The following is a 15,794-nucleotide window of genomic DNA, read 5'->3' as shown; positions in this document are numbered from 1 at the left end:
AGGTGACAACATCCAGATGGAAGTCACTCTGATCAAGACCATCGCAATGGAAGACGGTCTGCGCTTCGCTATCCGTGAAGGCGGTCGTACCGTCGGCGCCGGCGTCGTAGCAAAAATTATTGAATAAGTAGTTGATTTCATAAGATCAGGTCGGCATAATGGCCGGCCTGGTACAGTGTTAAAGGTCAGTAGCTCAATTGGCAGAGCGACGGTCTCCAAAACCGTAGGTTGGGGGTTCGATTCCCTCCTGACCTGCCATTCACCTCGGTGTGATTGGCTTTCTTCTCACAGGATCCTCCTCGATGACTCCCAAAACTGAAGCCCAAGATTCGCGTTTTGATCTTTTCAAGTGGCTCGCTGTTGTTGCACTGGTAGTCGTTGGTGTCGTGGGTAATCAATATTACTCCGCCTCTCCGATTCTGTACCGCGTACTCGCACTTCTAGCTCTGGCTGCTGCTGCTGGCTTCGTTGCCTTGCAGACTGCAAAGGGCAAGTCGTTCTTTGCGTTGGCGAAGGAAGCTCGTACCGAGATCCGTAAAGTCGTGTGGCCGACCCGCCAAGAAACCATGCAAACCACGCTTATCGTTGTGGTCGTTGTATTGGTTATGGCGCTGCTGCTGTGGGGTCTCGACTCCCTGCTCGGCTGGGCGGTTTCCTTGATTGTTGGCTAAGGGTGTCCCGTGGCTAAGCGTTGGTACGTTGTGCATGCTTACTCGGGTTACGAGAAGCATGTGATGCGCTCTTTGACTGAGCGTGTCAAGCTGGCTGGCATGGAAGACGGTTTCGGCGAAATTCTGGTTCCGACCGAAGAAGTCGTCGAAATGCGCAATGGCCAGAAGCGCAAGAGCGAGCGTAAGTTCTTCCCTGGCTATGTGTTGGTCCAGATGGAAATGAACGAAGGTACTTGGCACCTTGTCAAGGATACCCCTCGTGTAATGGGCTTCATTGGTGGTACTGCAGACAAGCCTGCACCCATCACCGATAAAGAAGCTGAGGCTATTCTGCGTCGCGTTGCCGACGGCAGCGACAAGCCGAAGCCAAAAACGCTCTTTGAGCCAGGTGAAGTGGTTCGTGTTGTTGACGGTCCCTTTGCTGATTTCAACGGTACCGTTGAAGAAGTTAACTACGAAAAGAGCCGGCTCCAGGTGGCGGTGCTCATTTTCGGTCGTTCCACTCCGGTGGAGCTCGAGTTCGGCCAGGTCGAGAAGGTCTAGGCGAACGACGCATCCCATACCCCGCAGCCCTATGTGCTGCGGGGTTTTGTCGTCACTGGGATAAAACGCACGTAATCCGGGGAGCCTTCAGGCGTTCGTACCCGATATTGGAGTAGCTCATGGCTAAGAAGATTCAGGCTTACATCAAGCTGCAAGTAAAGGCCGGCCAGGCCAACCCTAGCCCACCCGTTGGTCCAGCACTGGGTCAGCACGGTGTGAACATCATGGAATTCTGCAAGGCCTTCAACGCCCGTACTCAGGGTCAAGAAGCCGGCCTGCCGACTCCTGTGATCATCACTGTTTACAGTGACCGTAGCTTCACCTTCGAAACCAAAAGCACCCCTGCTTCGGTTCTGCTGAAAAAAGCAGCTGGCCTGACCAGCGGCTCCGCGCGTCCTAACACCGTCAAGGTGGGTACTGTGACCCGTGCTCAGCTGGAAGAGATCGCCAAGACCAAAGAGGCTGATCTGACTGCCGCTGACCTGGATGCAGCCGTGCGTACCATCGCCGGTTCTGCTCGCAGCATGGGCCTCAACGTGGAGGGTGTGTAATGGCTAAGCTGACCAAGCGCCAAAAGGCTATTGCTTCGAAAATCGAAGCTGGCAAAGTCTACAACTTCGAAGACGCAGCAGTGCTGCTGGCCGAACTCTCCACCGTGAAGTTCAGCGAATCCTTCGACGTTGCCGTCAACCTCGGTGTTGACCCGCGTAAATCCGACCAGGTCGTTCGTAGCGCTACTGTGCTGCCACACGGCACTGGCAAGACCGTACGCGTTGCCGTATTCACCCAGGGTCCTGCTGCTGAAGCCGCTCTGGCTGCCGGCGCTGACCGTGTAGGCATGGACGATCTGGCTGCCGAAATGAAAGCCGGCGACCTGAACTACGACGTAGTCATCGCATCCCCGGATGCCATGCGCGTTGTTGGTCAACTCGGCCAGGTTCTCGGTCCTCGTGGCCTGATGCCTAACCCGAAGGTTGGTACCGTGACTCCAGACGTAGCTACCGCGGTTAAAAACGCCAAAGCTGGTCAGGTTCGCTACCGCACCGACAAAAACGGTATCATCCACACCTCCGTTGGCAAGGTTGGCTTCGAAGCCGGCAAGCTGAAGGAAAACGTTGAAGCCCTGATCGCTGATCTGAAGCGTATCAAGCCGGCTTCCTCGAAAGGTATCTACGTCAAGCGCGTTACCCTGAGCACCACTATGGGCCCAGGTCTGGTCATCGACCAGAGCTCGCTGGACGCGTAAGACAAAGCCGGCGTGCTCAGGCACGCCAGCTGCAAAAATTGGGGTCCCTGCCTGGCGGGGGCTATCCAAGACCGTAGGCGGCGCAAGCCTTAAACACCCAGCCTACGCAGATGGTGCTCCCGGTTCCTTACCGAATCAGACACCAAAACGACATCCGGCTTCGGCCAGATGAAACGGTAACAAGCAGGAGTTTTACCCGTGGCAATTAAACTCGAAGACAAGAAGGCCATCGTCGCTGAAGTCAACGAGGCTGCCAAAGTCGCTCTGTCCGCTGTCGTGGCTGATGCCCGTGGTGTGACTGTAGGCGCAATGACCGGACTCCGTAAAGAGGCCCGTGAAGCTGGCGTATACGTACGTGTTGTACGTAACACCCTGCTCAAGCGCGCTGTTGCTGGCACTGACTTCAGTGTCCTCAACGACGCCTTCACTGGCCCGACCCTGATCGCTTTCTCCAACGAACACCCGGGCGCTGCTGCTCGTCTGTTCAAAGAGTTCGCCAAGGGTCAGGACAAGTTCGAGATCAAGGCAGCTGCGTTTGACGGCAAGTTCATTGCAGCGAACGAAATCGACGTGTTGGCTACCCTGCCGACCCGCGACGAAGCCATCGCAAGGCTGATGAGCGTTATCCAAGGCGCTACCAGCAAGCTGGCTCGTACCCTGGCAGCCATTCGCGACCAGAAAGAAGCTACCGCTGCCTAAGGCAACGAAGCGCTTTCAAAATCATACGTTTAATTTGATGGCTGCGTAGGCCTTCACCCCAATACAGGATTTAAGTCAATGTCCCTGACTAACGAACAAATCATCGAAGCAATCGGCCAGAAAACCGTTCTGGAAGTTGTTGAACTGATCAAAGCAATGGAAGAAACCTTCGGCGTGACCGCCGCTGTTGCCGCTGCTGGCCCAGCTGCTGCTGCCGCCGTTGTTGAAGAGCAGACCGAATTCAACGTCGTTCTGCTGGAAGCTGGCGAGAAGAAAGTAAACGTGATCAAGGCAGTTCGTGAACTGACCGGTCTCGGCCTGAAAGAAGCCAAAGAGAAAGTCGATGGCGCTCCTCAGGTTGTAGCTGAAGGCGTTTCGAAAGAAGCCGCTGAAGACGCTAAGAAGAAGCTGGAAGAAGCAGGCGCTAAAGTCGAACTGAAGTAATTTCGACTTTGCGACTCCAGCCGGAGCGTTGAGCTAAGGCTGACGGCTGGTGGCTTTTGCCACCGGCCTTTTTCCGTTATTGGCGGCCGACCAGGTCGGCCCCGATAACGTGCTGTAGCCACCTAGAGGGTGGAGCAAACCATGGGGTTTGCACGATTTTCTGGTTGCTCCCGCCGGGAGACGCCAAACAAGCAGGTGACCAAGCTGGGGAACGCTGATGGCTTACTCATACACTGAGAAAAAACGTATCCGCAAGGACTTTAGCAAGTTGCCGGACGTGATGGATGTGCCTTACCTCCTGGCCATCCAGCTGGATTCGTATCGCGAATTCCTGCAAGCGGGAGCATCCAAGGATCAGTTCCGCGACGTCGGTCTGCATGCTGCCTTCAAGTCGGTCTTCCCGATCATCAGCTACTCCGGCAACGCTGCCCTGGAGTACGTTGGCTATCGTCTGGGCGAACCGGCTTTCGACGTCAAGGAATGCGTCCTGCGCGGCGTGACGTTCGCCGTACCGCTGCGGGTCAAGGTCCGTCTGATCATCTTCGACAAAGAGTCGTCGAACAAAGCGATCAAGGACATCAAAGAGCAAGAAGTCTACATGGGTGAAATTCCCCTGATGACTGAGAACGGTACCTTCGTTATCAACGGTACCGAGCGTGTGATCGTTTCCCAGCTGCACCGTTCGCCGGGTGTGTTCTTCGACCACGACCGTGGCAAGACGCACAGCTCGGGCAAACTGCTGTACTCGGCTCGTATCATTCCTTACCGCGGCTCCTGGTTGGACTTCGAGTTCGACCCGAAAGACTGCGTATTCGTGCGTATCGACCGTCGCCGCAAACTGCCGGCCTCGGTACTGCTGCGCGCGCTGGGCTACAGCACCGAAGAGGTACTGAACGCCTTCTACACCACCAACGTGTTCCACGTTACCGGTGAAAGCCTGAGCCTGGAGCTGGTACCTCAGCGCCTGCGCGGTGAAGTTGCGGTCATGGACATCCATGACGAAAATGGCAAAGTCATCGTCGAGCAAGGCCGTCGTATCACTGCACGCCACATCAATCAGCTCGAGAAGGCTGGCGTCAAGCAGCTGGACGTGCCGATGGAGTACGTACTGGGTCGCACCACTGCCAAGGCAATCGTGCATCCGGCTACCGGCGAGATCCTGGCTGAGTGCAACACCGAGCTGACCACCGAGCTGCTGATCAAGATCGCCAAGGCTCAGGTTGTTCGCCTCGAGACGCTGTACACCAACGACATCGACTGCGGTCCGTTCATTTCGGACACCCTGAAGATCGACACCACCAGCAACCAACTGGAAGCGCTGGTCGAGATCTACCGGATGATGCGTCCAGGCGAGCCGCCAACCAAGGATGCCGCCGAGACCCTGTTCAACAACCTGTTCTTCAGCGCCGAGCGGTACGATCTGTCCGCTGTTGGCCGTATGAAGTTCAACCGTCGTATCGGTCGCTCCGAGATCGAAGGTTCGGGCGTGTTGAGCAAGGAAGACATCGTTGACGTGCTGAAGACTCTGGTCGACATCCGTAACGGTAAAGGCATCGTCGACGACATCGACCACCTCGGCAACCGCCGTGTGCGTTGTGTTGGTGAGATGGCCGAGAACCAGTTCCGGGTTGGCCTGGTGCGCGTTGAGCGTGCGGTCAAAGAGCGTCTGTCGATGGCAGAAAGCGAAGGCCTGATGCCGCAAGACCTGATCAACGCCAAGCCGGTTGCGGCGGCGGTGAAAGAGTTCTTCGGTTCCAGCCAGCTCTCGCAGTTCATGGACCAGAACAACCCGCTCTCGGAAATTACCCACAAGCGTCGTGTCTCTGCACTCGGCCCTGGCGGTCTGACCCGTGAGCGCGCTGGCTTTGAAGTCCGTGACGTACACCCGACCCACTACGGCCGTGTGTGCCCGATCGAGACCCCTGAAGGTCCGAACATCGGTCTGATCAACTCCCTGGCGGCGTATGCCCGCACCAACCAGTACGGCTTCCTCGAGAGCCCGTACCGCGTGGTGAAAGAGGGTGTGGTTTCCGACGACATCGTGTTCCTGTCGGCGATCGAAGAAGCTGACCACGTCATCGCCCAGGCTTCGGCCACCATGAGCGAAGACAAGCGTCTGATCGACGAACTGGTAGCAGTACGTCACCTGAACGAATTCACCGTCAAGGCGCCGGAAGACGTCACCCTGATGGACGTTTCGCCGAAGCAGGTAGTTTCGGTTGCAGCGTCGCTGATTCCGTTCCTCGAGCACGACGACGCCAACCGTGCGTTGATGGGTTCGAACATGCAGCGTCAGGCTGTACCAACCCTGCGCGCCGACAAGCCGCTGGTAGGTACCGGCATGGAGCGCAACGTTGCCCGTGACTCCGGCGTCTGCGTCGTGGCTCGCCGTGGCGGCGTTATCGACTCGGTCGATGCCAGCCGTATCGTGGTTCGCGTTGCAGATGACGAAGTTGAAACCGGTGAAGCCGGTGTCGACATCTACAATCTGACCAAGTACACCCGCTCGAACCAGAACACCTGCATCAACCAGCGTCCGCTGGTCAGCAAGGGTGATGTGGTCAAGCGTCATGACATCATGGCTGACGGTCCGTCCACCGATATGGGTGAGCTGGCTCTGGGTCAGAACATGCGCATCGCGTTCATGGCGTGGAACGGCTTCAACTTCGAAGACTCCATCTGTCTGTCGGAGCGCGTGGTTCAGGAAGATCGCTTCACCACTATCCACATTCAGGAACTGACCTGTGTGGCGCGTGACACCAAGCTTGGGCCTGAGGAAATCACTGCAGACATCCCGAACGTGGGTGAAGCTGCACTGAACAAACTGGACGAAGCCGGTATCGTTTACGTGGGTGCTGAAGTCGGCGCTGGCGACATCCTGGTCGGCAAGGTCACTCCGAAAGGCGAGACCCAACTGACTCCGGAAGAAAAACTGCTGCGTGCAATCTTCGGTGAAAAAGCCAGCGACGTTAAAGACACCTCCCTGCGCGTGCCAACCGGCACCAAAGGTACTGTCATCGACGTGCAGGTCTTCACTCGTGACGGCGTTGAGCGCGACAGCCGCGCCCTGTCCATCGAGAAGACCCAGCTGGACGAGATCCGCAAGGATCTGAACGAAGAGTTCCGCATCGTTGAAGGCGCAACCTTCGAGCGTCTGCGCTCGGCGCTGAACGGCCAGGTTGTCGACGGTGGCGCGGGCCTGAAAAAAGGCACCGTGGTCAGCGACGAAGTCCTCGACGGTCTGGAGCACGGCCAGTGGTTCAAACTGCGCATGGCCGAAGACGCGCTCAACGATCAGCTCGAGAAGGCCCAGGCCTACATCGTCGATCGTCGCCGTCTGCTCGACGACAAGTTCGAAGACAAGAAGCGCAAGCTGCAGCAGGGCGATGATCTGGCACCGGGCGTACTGAAGATCGTCAAGGTCTACCTGGCTATCCGCCGCCGCATTCAGCCGGGCGACAAGATGGCCGGCCGTCACGGTAACAAAGGTGTGGTCTCGGTGATCATGCCGGTCGAAGACATGCCGCACGACGCCAACGGTACTCCGGTAGACGTCGTACTGAACCCGCTGGGCGTACCATCGCGTATGAACGTCGGGCAGATCCTCGAAACCCACCTCGGCCTCGCGGCCAAAGGTCTGGGCGAGAAGATAGACCGGATGATCGAAGAGCAGCGCAAAGCCACTGAGCTGCGCAGCTTCCTCACCGAGATCTACAACGAGATCGGCGGTCGTCAGGAAAGCCTGGAAGACTTCACCGACGCTGAGATCCTTGCTCTGGCGCACAACCTGAAGAAAGGCGTGCCTATGGCTACTCCAGTCTTCGACGGTGCCAAGGAAAGCGAAATCAAGGCCATGCTGAAACTGGCTGACATGCCAGAAAGCGGCCAGATGGTGCTGTTCGACGGCCGTACCGGCAACAAGTTCGAGCGTCCAGTGACCGTTGGTTACATGTACATGCTCAAGCTGAACCACTTGGTGGACGACAAGATGCACGCGCGTTCCACTGGTTCGTACAGCCTGGTTACCCAGCAGCCGCTGGGTGGTAAGGCGCAGTTCGGTGGTCAGCGTTTCGGGGAGATGGAAGTCTGGGCGCTGGAAGCATACGGCGCGGCGTACACTCTGCAAGAAATGCTCACAGTGAAGTCGGACGACGTGAACGGTCGTACCAAGATGTACAAAAACATCGTGGATGGCGATCACCGTATGGAGCCGGGCATGCCCGAGTCCTTCAACGTGTTGATCAAAGAGATCCGTTCGCTCGGTATCGATATCGATCTGGAAACCGAATAACACGTGACGCGAATGGGAGCGGGGCTGTAACAGCCCGCTCCTTGCTCCGCCAGGAGGAAAGGCCTTGAAAGACCTACTGAATTTGCTGAAAAACCAGGGTCAAGTCGAAGAGTTCGATGCCATTCGCATCGGCCTCGCGTCGCCTGAGATGATCCGTTCGTGGTCGTTCGGTGAAGTTAAAAAACCGGAAACCATCAACTACCGTACGTTCAAACCTGAGCGTGACGGCCTGTTCTGCGCCAAGATCTTTGGCCCAGTCAAGGACTACGAGTGCCTGTGCGGTAAGTACAAGCGCCTGAAACACCGTGGTGTGATCTGCGAGAAGTGCGGCGTTGAAGTCGCCCTGGCCAAGGTTCGTCGTGAGCGCATGGCGCACATCGAACTGGCCTCGCCAGTCGCCCACATCTGGTTCCTGAAGTCGCTGCCGTCCCGTATCGGCCTGCTGATGGACATGACCCTGCGTGATATCGAGCGCGTTCTCTACTTCGAGAGCTACGTCGTTATCGACCCGGGCATGACCACCCTGGAGAAGGGTCAGCTGCTCAACGACGAGCAGTACTTCGAAGCGCTGGAAGAGTTCGGTGATGACTTCGATGCCCGCATGGGTGCCGAGGCTGTTCGCGAGCTGCTGCACGCTATCGACCTGGAGCATGAGATTGGCCGCCTGCGCGAAGAAATTCCGCAAACCAACTCGGAAACCAAGATCAAGAAGCTGTCCAAGCGCCTGAAGCTGATGGAAGCTTTCCAGGGCTCGGGCAACCTGCCTGAGTGGATGGTCCTGACCGTTCTGCCAGTACTGCCGCCGGACCTGCGTCCGCTGGTACCACTGGATGGTGGCCGCTTCGCGACCTCCGACCTGAACGACCTGTACCGCCGCGTGATCAACCGGAACAACCGTCTCAAGCGTCTGCTTGACCTGTCGGCTCCGGACATCATCGTGCGCAACGAAAAGCGCATGCTGCAGGAAGCGGTCGACGCCCTGCTCGACAACGGCCGTCGCGGTCGCGCCATCACTGGCTCGAACAAGCGTCCGCTGAAGTCGCTGGCTGACATGATCAAAGGTAAGCAAGGTCGCTTCCGTCAGAACTTGCTCGGCAAGCGCGTGGACTACTCCGGCCGTTCGGTAATTACTGTAGGCCCGACCCTGCGCCTGCACCAGTGCGGTCTGCCGAAGAAGATGGCTCTCGAGCTGTTCAAGCCGTTCATTTTCGGCAAGCTGGAAATGCGTGGTCTGGCGACCACCATCAAGGCTGCCAAGAAGATGGTCGAGCGCGAGCTGCCAGAGGTCTGGGACGTGCTCGCCGAGGTGATCCGCGAACACCCCGTACTGCTCAACCGTGCACCGACCCTTCACCGTCTTGGCATTCAGGCGTTTGAACCGGTACTGATCGAAGGTAAGGCTATCCAGCTGCACCCGCTGGTCTGTGCTGCGTACAACGCCGACTTCGACGGTGACCAGATGGCCGTGCACGTGCCGCTGACGCTGGAAGCCCAGCTCGAAGCGCGCGCGCTGATGATGTCCACCAACAACATTCTGTCGCCAGCCAACGGTGAGCCAATCATCGTTCCGTCGCAGGACGTTGTACTGGGTCTGTACTACATGACCCGCGAAGCCATCAACGCCAAGGGCGAAGGTCGCATCTTCGCTGACCTGCAGGAAGTCGACCGGGTATTCCGCGCCGGCGAAGCTGCCCTGCACGCCAAGATCAAGGTTCGTATCAACGAAACCGTGAACGACCGTGATGGCGGCAGCGTCAAGAACACCCGTATCGTCGACACCACTGTCGGCCGTGCACTGCTGTTCCAGGTTGTACCACCAGGTCTGTCGTACGACGTGGTCAACCAGCCAATGAAGAAAAAGGCGATCTCCAAGCTGATCAACCAGTGCTACCGCGTGGTTGGTCTGAAAGAGACCGTTATCTTCGCTGACCAGCTGATGTACACCGGCTTTGCCTACTCGACCATTTCCGGCGTTTCGATCGGTGTTAACGACTTCGTTATCCCGGACGAAAAAGCCCGCATCATCGGTGCTGCCACCGAAGAAGTGAAGGAAATCGAGAGCCAGTACGCTTCCGGCCTGGTAACCCAGGGCGAGAAGTACAACAAGGTCATCGACTTGTGGTCCAAGGCGAACGACGAAGTCTCCAAGGCGATGATGGCCAACCTCTCGAAAGAGAAAGTCATCGACCGCAATGGCGACGAAGTCGACCAAGAGTCCTTCAACTCGATGTACATGATGGCTGACTCCGGTGCTCGGGGTTCGGCAGCTCAGATTCGTCAGTTGGCCGGTATGCGTGGTCTGATGGCCAAGCCGGACGGCTCGATCATCGAGACGCCGATCACCGCGAACTTCCGTGAAGGTCTGAGCGTTCTGCAGTACTTCATCTCGACGCACGGTGCTCGTAAGGGTCTGGCGGATACCGCCTTGAAGACTGCGAACTCGGGTTACCTGACTCGTCGTCTGGTCGACGTGGCACAAGATCTGGTGGTTACCGAGATCGATTGCGGCACTGATCAGGGCCTGCTGATGACTCCGCACATCGAAGGCGGTGACGTGGTCGAGCCATTGGGTGAGCGCGTACTGGGTCGAGTAATCGCCCGTGACGTGTTCAAACCTGGCACCGACGATGTCATCGTTCCGGCCGGTACCCTGGTCGACGAGAAGTGGGTCGAGTTCATCGAGCTCAACAGCATCGACGAAGTTATCGTTCGTTCGCCGATCAGCTGTGAAACTCGCTTCGGTATCTGCGCCAAGTGCTACGGTCGTGACCTGGCTCGCGGTCACCAGGTGAACATCGGTGAAGCGGTCGGCGTAATCGCTGCCCAGTCCATCGGTGAGCCGGGTACCCAGCTGACCATGCGTACGTTCCACATCGGTGGTGCTGCCAGCCGGACCTCGGCTGCCGACAGCGTCCAGGTGAAGAACGGCGGTATGGTTCGTCTGCATAACCTCAAGCAGGTAGAGCGTGCTGACGGCAACCTGGTTGCTGTATCGCGTTCCGGCGAGCTGGCCATTGCCGACGAATTCGGTCGTGAGCGTGAGCGCTACAAGCTGCCTTACGGCGCCGTGATTTCGGTCAAGGAAGGTGACAAGGTCGACGCAGGCGCAATCGTCGCCAAGTGGGACCCGCACACCCACCCGATCGTTACCGAGCTGAAAGGTACCGTGACCTTCGTGGGCATGGAAGAAAACATCACCATCAAGCGTCAGACTGACGAGTTGACTGGTTTGACCAACATTGAAGTCCTGGACGCCAAGGATCGCCCTGCCGCTGGCAAGGAAATCCGTCCGGCCATCAAGATGGTCGACGCCAATGGCAAGGATTTGATGCTGCCAGGTACCGACGTACCTGCTCAGTACTTCCTGCCGGCCAACGCCTTGGTAGGTGTAGCTGACGGTGCCCAGATCGGTGTTGGTGACGTTATCGCGCGGATCCCGCAAGAAACGTCGAAGACCCGTGACATCACCGGTGGTCTGCCACGTGTTGCCGACTTGTTCGAAGCACGTCGTCCGAAAGAAGCGTCGATCCTGGCGGAAGTCAGCGGTACCATCGCGTTCGGTAAAGAGACCAAAGGCAAGCGTCGTCTGGTCATCACTCCGACCGACGGTAGCGATCCGTACGAAGAGCTGATTCCGAAGTGGCGCCACCTGAACGTCTTCGAAGGCGAGCAGGTCAACCGCGGCGAAGTTATCTCCGACGGTCCAAGCGATCCGCATGATATCCTGCGTCTGCTGGGTGTCAGCGCGCTGGCGAAGTACATCGTCAACGAGATCCAGGACGTTTACCGTCTGCAAGGCGTTAAGATCAACGACAAGCACATCGAGACCATCCTGCGTCAGATGCTGCGTAAGGTCGAGATTGCCGAGTCGGGCGACTCCAGCTTCATCAAGGGCGACCAGATGGAACTGACTCACGTGCTGGTCGAGAACGAGCGTCTCGCAGCCGATGACAAGTTCATCTCCAAGTTCACCCGTGTGCTGCTGGGTATCACCAAGGCCTCGCTGTCCACCGAATCGTTCATCTCGGCGGCTTCCTTCCAGGAAACCACCCGTGTACTGACCGAAGCGGCGGTAACCGGCAAGCGCGATTACCTGCGCGGCCTGAAAGAGAACGTGGTTGTCGGCCGTCTGATCCCGGCCGGTACCGGTCTGGCTTACCACAGCGAGCGCAAGCGTCGCCGTGATGCCGACAAACCGCTGCGCGTAAGTGCCAGTGAGGTGGAAGCCGCACTGACCGAAGCGTTGAATTCCAGCGGTAATTAAGTAACAGGGCGGGGCCCCGGCCCCTCTCCGCGGTGCTTGGTGACATGCAATGTTACCGATCACCGGGCGGGGAGGGCCGGGGCCTTGTCTTGACTGGGTGCAAGAACCTCTTTAGACTTTTGTACCCTTAAATTTGGTGAGGCTCCGTCTCGTCAATTTTAGGCTTTCTTGCAAGACAATAGCGTCGCAAGACAATCAGTGGAGCTAGTAGATGGCAACTATCAACCAGCTGGTACGTCAGCCGCGTAAGCGTACCGTCGAGAAATCCGACGTACCTGCGCTGCAGAACTGCCCGCAACGTCGTGGCGTGTGCACCCGTGTGTACACCACCACGCCGAAAAAACCTAACTCGGCACTGCGTAAAGTATGCCGTGTGCGTCTGACCAACGGTTTCGAGGTTTCCTCGTACATCGGCGGTGAAGGCCACAACCTGCAAGAGCACAGCGTCGTCCTGATCCGTGGCGGCCGTGTAAAAGACTTGCCAGGTGTTCGTTACCACACCGTTCGCGGCTCCCTGGATACCTCCGGCGTCAAAGGTCGTAACCAAGGTCGTTCGAAGTACGGTACCAAGCGTCCGAAGTAATCGGCCGTTTGCACATAATCATTTTTTTCAGTCGATAAGAGTAAGGTCGGGCGGGGGTCGTAGACCCAGGTCCCGGGCTAACCTGAAGACCGTTTGAGGGCTTATCATGCCAAGACGTCGTGTAGCAGCAAAACGTGAGATTCTGGACGATCCAAAATACGGATCGCAAATCCTCGCGAAGTTCATGAACCACGTGATGGAAAGCGGCAAGAAGGCCGTTGCCGAGCGTATCGTTTACGGTGCGCTGGACAAGGTCAAAGAACGCAAGAACAGCGATCCCCTGGAAATCTTCGAGAAAGCTCTCGACGCCATCGCTCCGCTGGTCGAAGTAAAGTCCCGCCGTGTCGGCGGTGCCACTTACCAGGTTCCGGTCGAAGTTCGTCCATCCCGTCGTAACGCTCTGGCAATGCGCTGGCTCGTAGACTACGCCCGCAAGCGCGGCGAGAAGTCCATGGCTCTGCGCTTGGCTGGCGAGCTGCTGGATGCTGCTGAAGGCAAAGGTGCTGCAGTCAAGAAGCGTGAAGACGTGCACCGTATGGCTGAAGCCAACAAAGCATTCTCGCACTACCGCTTCTAATTCAAGCATCAATCATTTTGCGAGGGCTTTATGGCTCGTACTACAGCAATTAACCGCTACCGTAACATTGGTATTTGCGCGCACGTCGATGCGGGCAAAACTACCACTACCGAGCGGATCCTGTTCTACACAGGCCTGAGCCACAAGATGGGCGAGGTGCATGACGGCGCCGCGACCACCGACTGGATGGTGCAGGAGCAGGAGCGGGGTATTACCATTACCTCCGCTGCCGTTACCACCTTCTGGAAGGGTTCTACCGGTCAGTACGACAACTACCGCGTAAACGTCATCGATACCCCTGGCCACGTTGACTTCACCATTGAAGTTGAGCGTTCGCTGCGTGTACTCGACGGCGCGGTCGTTGTGTTCTGCGGTACCTCCGGCGTTGAGCCACAGTCCGAAACCGTATGGCGTCAAGCCAACAAGTACGGCGTTCCACGTGTTGTCTACGTGAACAAAATGGACCGTGCAGGCGCTGACTTCCTGCGCGTTATCGGCCAGATCAAGAACCGCCTGGGTCACACCCCGGTTCCGATCCAGCTGGCAATCGGTTCGGAAGACAACTTCCAGGGTCAGGTCGACCTGATCAAGATGAAAGCTGTCTACTGGAACGATGACGACAAGGGCACTTCGCCGCGCGAGGAAGAAATTCCTGCGGACATGCTCGAGTTGGCTGAGAAGTATCGCTCCGAAATGGTCGAGGCTGCTGCCGAGTCCAGCGAAGAGCTGATGAACAAGTACCTGGAAGGCGAAGAGCTGACCGTCGAAGAAATCAAGGCCGGTCTGCGCGCGCGCACCCTGGCTGGCGAAATCGTTCCGGCTGTCTGCGGTTCCTCGTTCAAGAACAAGGGCGTTCCCCTGGTTCTGGACGCCGTAATCGAGTTCCTGCCTGCTCCTACCGAAATCCCGGCGATCAAAGGTATTCACCCTGATCTGATCGAGAAGTCGAAAGAAGAGCTGGTCGACGCCGACTACGACGAGCGTCATGCTTCCGACGACGAGCCGTTCTCGGCTCTGGCGTTCAAGATTGCCACCGACCCGTTCGTTGGTACTCTGACTTTCGTGCGCGTCTACTCGGGCTTCCTGAGCTCGGGCGACTCCGTGATCAACTCGGTCAAGGGCAAGAAAGAGCGCGTTGGTCGTATGGTGCAGATGCACGCCAACCAGCGTGAAGAGATCAAAGAAGTACGCGCAGGCGACATCGCTGCTCTGATCGGCATGAAGGACGTCACCACTGGTGACACCCTGTGCAACGCCGACAAGCCGATCATCCTCGAGCGTATGGACTTCCCGGAGCCTGTAATTTCGGTTGCTGTTGAGCCGAAAACCAAGCAGGACCAGGAAAAGATGGGTATCGCACTGGGCAAACTGGCTCAGGAAGACCCGTCGTTCCGCGTCAAGACCGATGAAGAAACCGGTCAGACCATCATCTCGGGTATGGGTGAGCTGCACCTGGACATCCTCGTTGACCGCATGAAGCGCGAGTTCAACGTCGAAGCCAACATCGGCAAGCCGCAGGTTTCGTACCGCGAGAAGATCACCAAGTCCAACGTTGAGATCGAAGGTAAATTCGTTCGTCAGTCGGGTGGTCGTGGTCAGTTCGGTCACTGCTGGATCCGTTTCTCGGAGCCGGACGTGGACGACAAAGGCAACATCACCGAAGGTCTGGTGTTCACCAACGAAGTCGTTGGTGGTGTGATTCCTAAGGAATTCATCGCCCCGATCCAGAAGGGTATCGAAGAGCAGATGAAAAACGGCGTCGTTGCCGGTTATCCTCTGATCGGCCTCAAGGCCACGGTATTCGACGGTTCGTACCATGACGTCGACTCCAACGAAATGGCGTTCAAGGTCGCTGCTTCGATGGCAACCAAGCAACTGGCCCAGAAGGGCGGTGGCGTGGTTCTCGAGCCGATCATGAAGGTCGAAGTTGTAACCCCAGAAGACTACATGGGTGACGTGATGGGTGACCTGAACCGTCGTCGTGGTCTGATCCAGGGTATGGATGATTCGGTCTCCGGCAAGGTTGTCCGTGCTGAAGTGCCGCTCGGGGAAATGTTCGGTTATGCGACCGACGTTCGTTCCATGTCTCAGGGTCGCGCGAGCTACTCCATGGAATTCTCCAAATACGCCGAAGCTCCGTCGAACATCGTCGAAGCTCTCGTTAAAAAACAAGGCTGATTCAGCCCCTTTAGGCTAGGAGTTCACTGTCGTGGCTAAAGAAAAATTTGATCGTTCCCTTCCGCACGTCAACGTTGGCACCATCGGTCACGTCGACCACGGTAAAACCACTCTGACTGCTGCTCTGACTCGCGTCTGCTCCGAAGTTTTCGGTTCGGCTGTTGTTGACTTCGACAAGATCGACTCGGCTCCAGAAGAGAAAGCGCGTGGTATCACCATCAACACCGCGCACGTCGAGTACAACTCGAAGATCCGTCACTACGCTCACGTCGACTGCCCAGGTCACGCTGACTATGTG

13 protein-coding genes and 1 tRNA gene are annotated in these 15,794 nt (G+C 57.4%); all 14 read left to right on the top strand.

Annotation, left to right across the window (positions count from 1 at the left end):
- Positions 1-127: EF-Tu C-terminal domain-related protein (locus AC58X1_RS24635; protein ID WP_497429527.1), on the top strand; the 127-nt coding region annotated here is incomplete at its 5' end.
- Positions 128-182: 55 nt separating this feature from the next.
- Positions 183-258, top strand: a tRNA-Trp gene (locus AC58X1_RS24630).
- Positions 259-302: 44 nt separating this feature from the next.
- A complete protein-coding gene (gene secE / locus AC58X1_RS24625) occupies positions 303-671 on the top strand; it encodes a preprotein translocase subunit SecE (protein WP_101322354.1) in 369 nt (122 codons plus the stop codon).
- 9 nt (positions 672-680) lie between these two features.
- Positions 681-1,214: a transcription termination/antitermination protein NusG gene (gene nusG, locus AC58X1_RS24620; protein ID WP_101322353.1), complete on the top strand. Its 534-nt coding sequence runs from the start codon at positions 681-683 to the stop codon at positions 1,212-1,214.
- Positions 1,215-1,333: 119 nt separating this feature from the next.
- Positions 1,334-1,765: a 50S ribosomal protein L11 gene (rplK, locus tag AC58X1_RS24615; RefSeq protein ID WP_103435168.1), complete on the top strand. Its 432-nt coding sequence runs from the start codon at positions 1,334-1,336 to the stop codon at positions 1,763-1,765.
- Positions 1,765-2,460 (top strand): 50S ribosomal protein L1, encoded by a 696-nt coding sequence (gene rplA, locus AC58X1_RS24610; protein ID WP_101322351.1) that lies wholly within the window; start codon positions 1,765-1,767, stop codon positions 2,458-2,460. Before rplK ends, rplA begins: the two co-directional genes overlap by 1 nt.
- 198 nt (positions 2,461-2,658) lie before the next feature.
- Complete coding sequence (gene rplJ, locus AC58X1_RS24605) at positions 2,659-3,159, top strand: 50S ribosomal protein L10 (protein ID WP_101322350.1); 501 nt, start codon at positions 2,659-2,661, stop codon at positions 3,157-3,159.
- 78 nt (positions 3,160-3,237) lie between these two features.
- The gene (rplL, locus tag AC58X1_RS24600) at positions 3,238-3,603 is read left to right on the top strand and encodes a 50S ribosomal protein L7/L12 (protein WP_033703494.1); all 366 of its coding nucleotides are present in this window, start codon (positions 3,238-3,240) and stop codon (positions 3,601-3,603) included.
- Positions 3,604-3,820: 217 nt separating this feature from the next.
- Positions 3,821-7,894 carry a DNA-directed RNA polymerase subunit beta gene (gene rpoB, locus AC58X1_RS24595; protein ID WP_101322349.1) on the top strand — a complete coding sequence of 1,358 codons (4,074 nt, stop codon included), beginning with the start codon at positions 3,821-3,823 and terminating at the stop codon, positions 7,892-7,894.
- A 64-nt stretch (positions 7,895-7,958) separates the two neighbouring features.
- Complete coding sequence (gene rpoC, locus AC58X1_RS24590) at positions 7,959-12,158, top strand: DNA-directed RNA polymerase subunit beta' (RefSeq protein WP_150571017.1); 4,200 nt, start codon at positions 7,959-7,961, stop codon at positions 12,156-12,158.
- 211 nt (positions 12,159-12,369) lie between these two features.
- Positions 12,370-12,741: a 30S ribosomal protein S12 gene (gene rpsL / locus AC58X1_RS24585; RefSeq protein ID WP_003257088.1), complete on the top strand. Its 372-nt coding sequence runs from the start codon at positions 12,370-12,372 to the stop codon at positions 12,739-12,741.
- A 106-nt stretch (positions 12,742-12,847) separates the two neighbouring features.
- A complete protein-coding gene (gene rpsG, locus AC58X1_RS24580) occupies positions 12,848-13,318 on the top strand; it encodes a 30S ribosomal protein S7 (RefSeq protein ID WP_008089143.1) in 471 nt (156 codons plus the stop codon).
- 30 nt (positions 13,319-13,348) lie between these two features.
- Complete coding sequence (gene fusA / locus AC58X1_RS24575; protein WP_101322347.1) at positions 13,349-15,496, top strand: elongation factor G; 2,148 nt, start codon at positions 13,349-13,351, stop codon at positions 15,494-15,496.
- Between the two features lie 31 nt (positions 15,497-15,527).
- Positions 15,528-15,794: GTP-binding protein (locus AC58X1_RS24570; protein WP_497429614.1), on the top strand; the 267-nt coding region annotated here is incomplete at its 3' end.

The organism is Pseudomonas sp. PGPR N4, assembly GCF_059693665.1.
This window is presented reverse-complemented; position numbering and strand designations above follow the sequence as displayed.

Coding starts and splice junctions, on each gene's coding strand:
- secE (WP_101322354.1), top strand. CDS start 303: ATGACTCCCAAAACTGAAGCCCAAGATTCGCGTTTTGATCTTTTCAAG.
- rplK (WP_103435168.1), top strand. CDS start 1,334: ATGGCTAAGAAGATTCAGGCTTACATCAAGCTGCAAGTAAAGGCCGGC.
- rplA (WP_101322351.1), top strand. CDS start 1,765: ATGGCTAAGCTGACCAAGCGCCAAAAGGCTATTGCTTCGAAAATCGAA.
- rplL (WP_033703494.1), top strand. CDS start 3,238: ATGTCCCTGACTAACGAACAAATCATCGAAGCAATCGGCCAGAAAACC.
- rpoB (WP_101322349.1), top strand. CDS start 3,821: ATGGCTTACTCATACACTGAGAAAAAACGTATCCGCAAGGACTTTAGC.
- rpsL (WP_003257088.1), top strand. CDS start 12,370: ATGGCAACTATCAACCAGCTGGTACGTCAGCCGCGTAAGCGTACCGTC.
- rpsG (WP_008089143.1), top strand. CDS start 12,848: ATGCCAAGACGTCGTGTAGCAGCAAAACGTGAGATTCTGGACGATCCA.
- fusA (WP_101322347.1), top strand. CDS start 13,349: ATGGCTCGTACTACAGCAATTAACCGCTACCGTAACATTGGTATTTGC.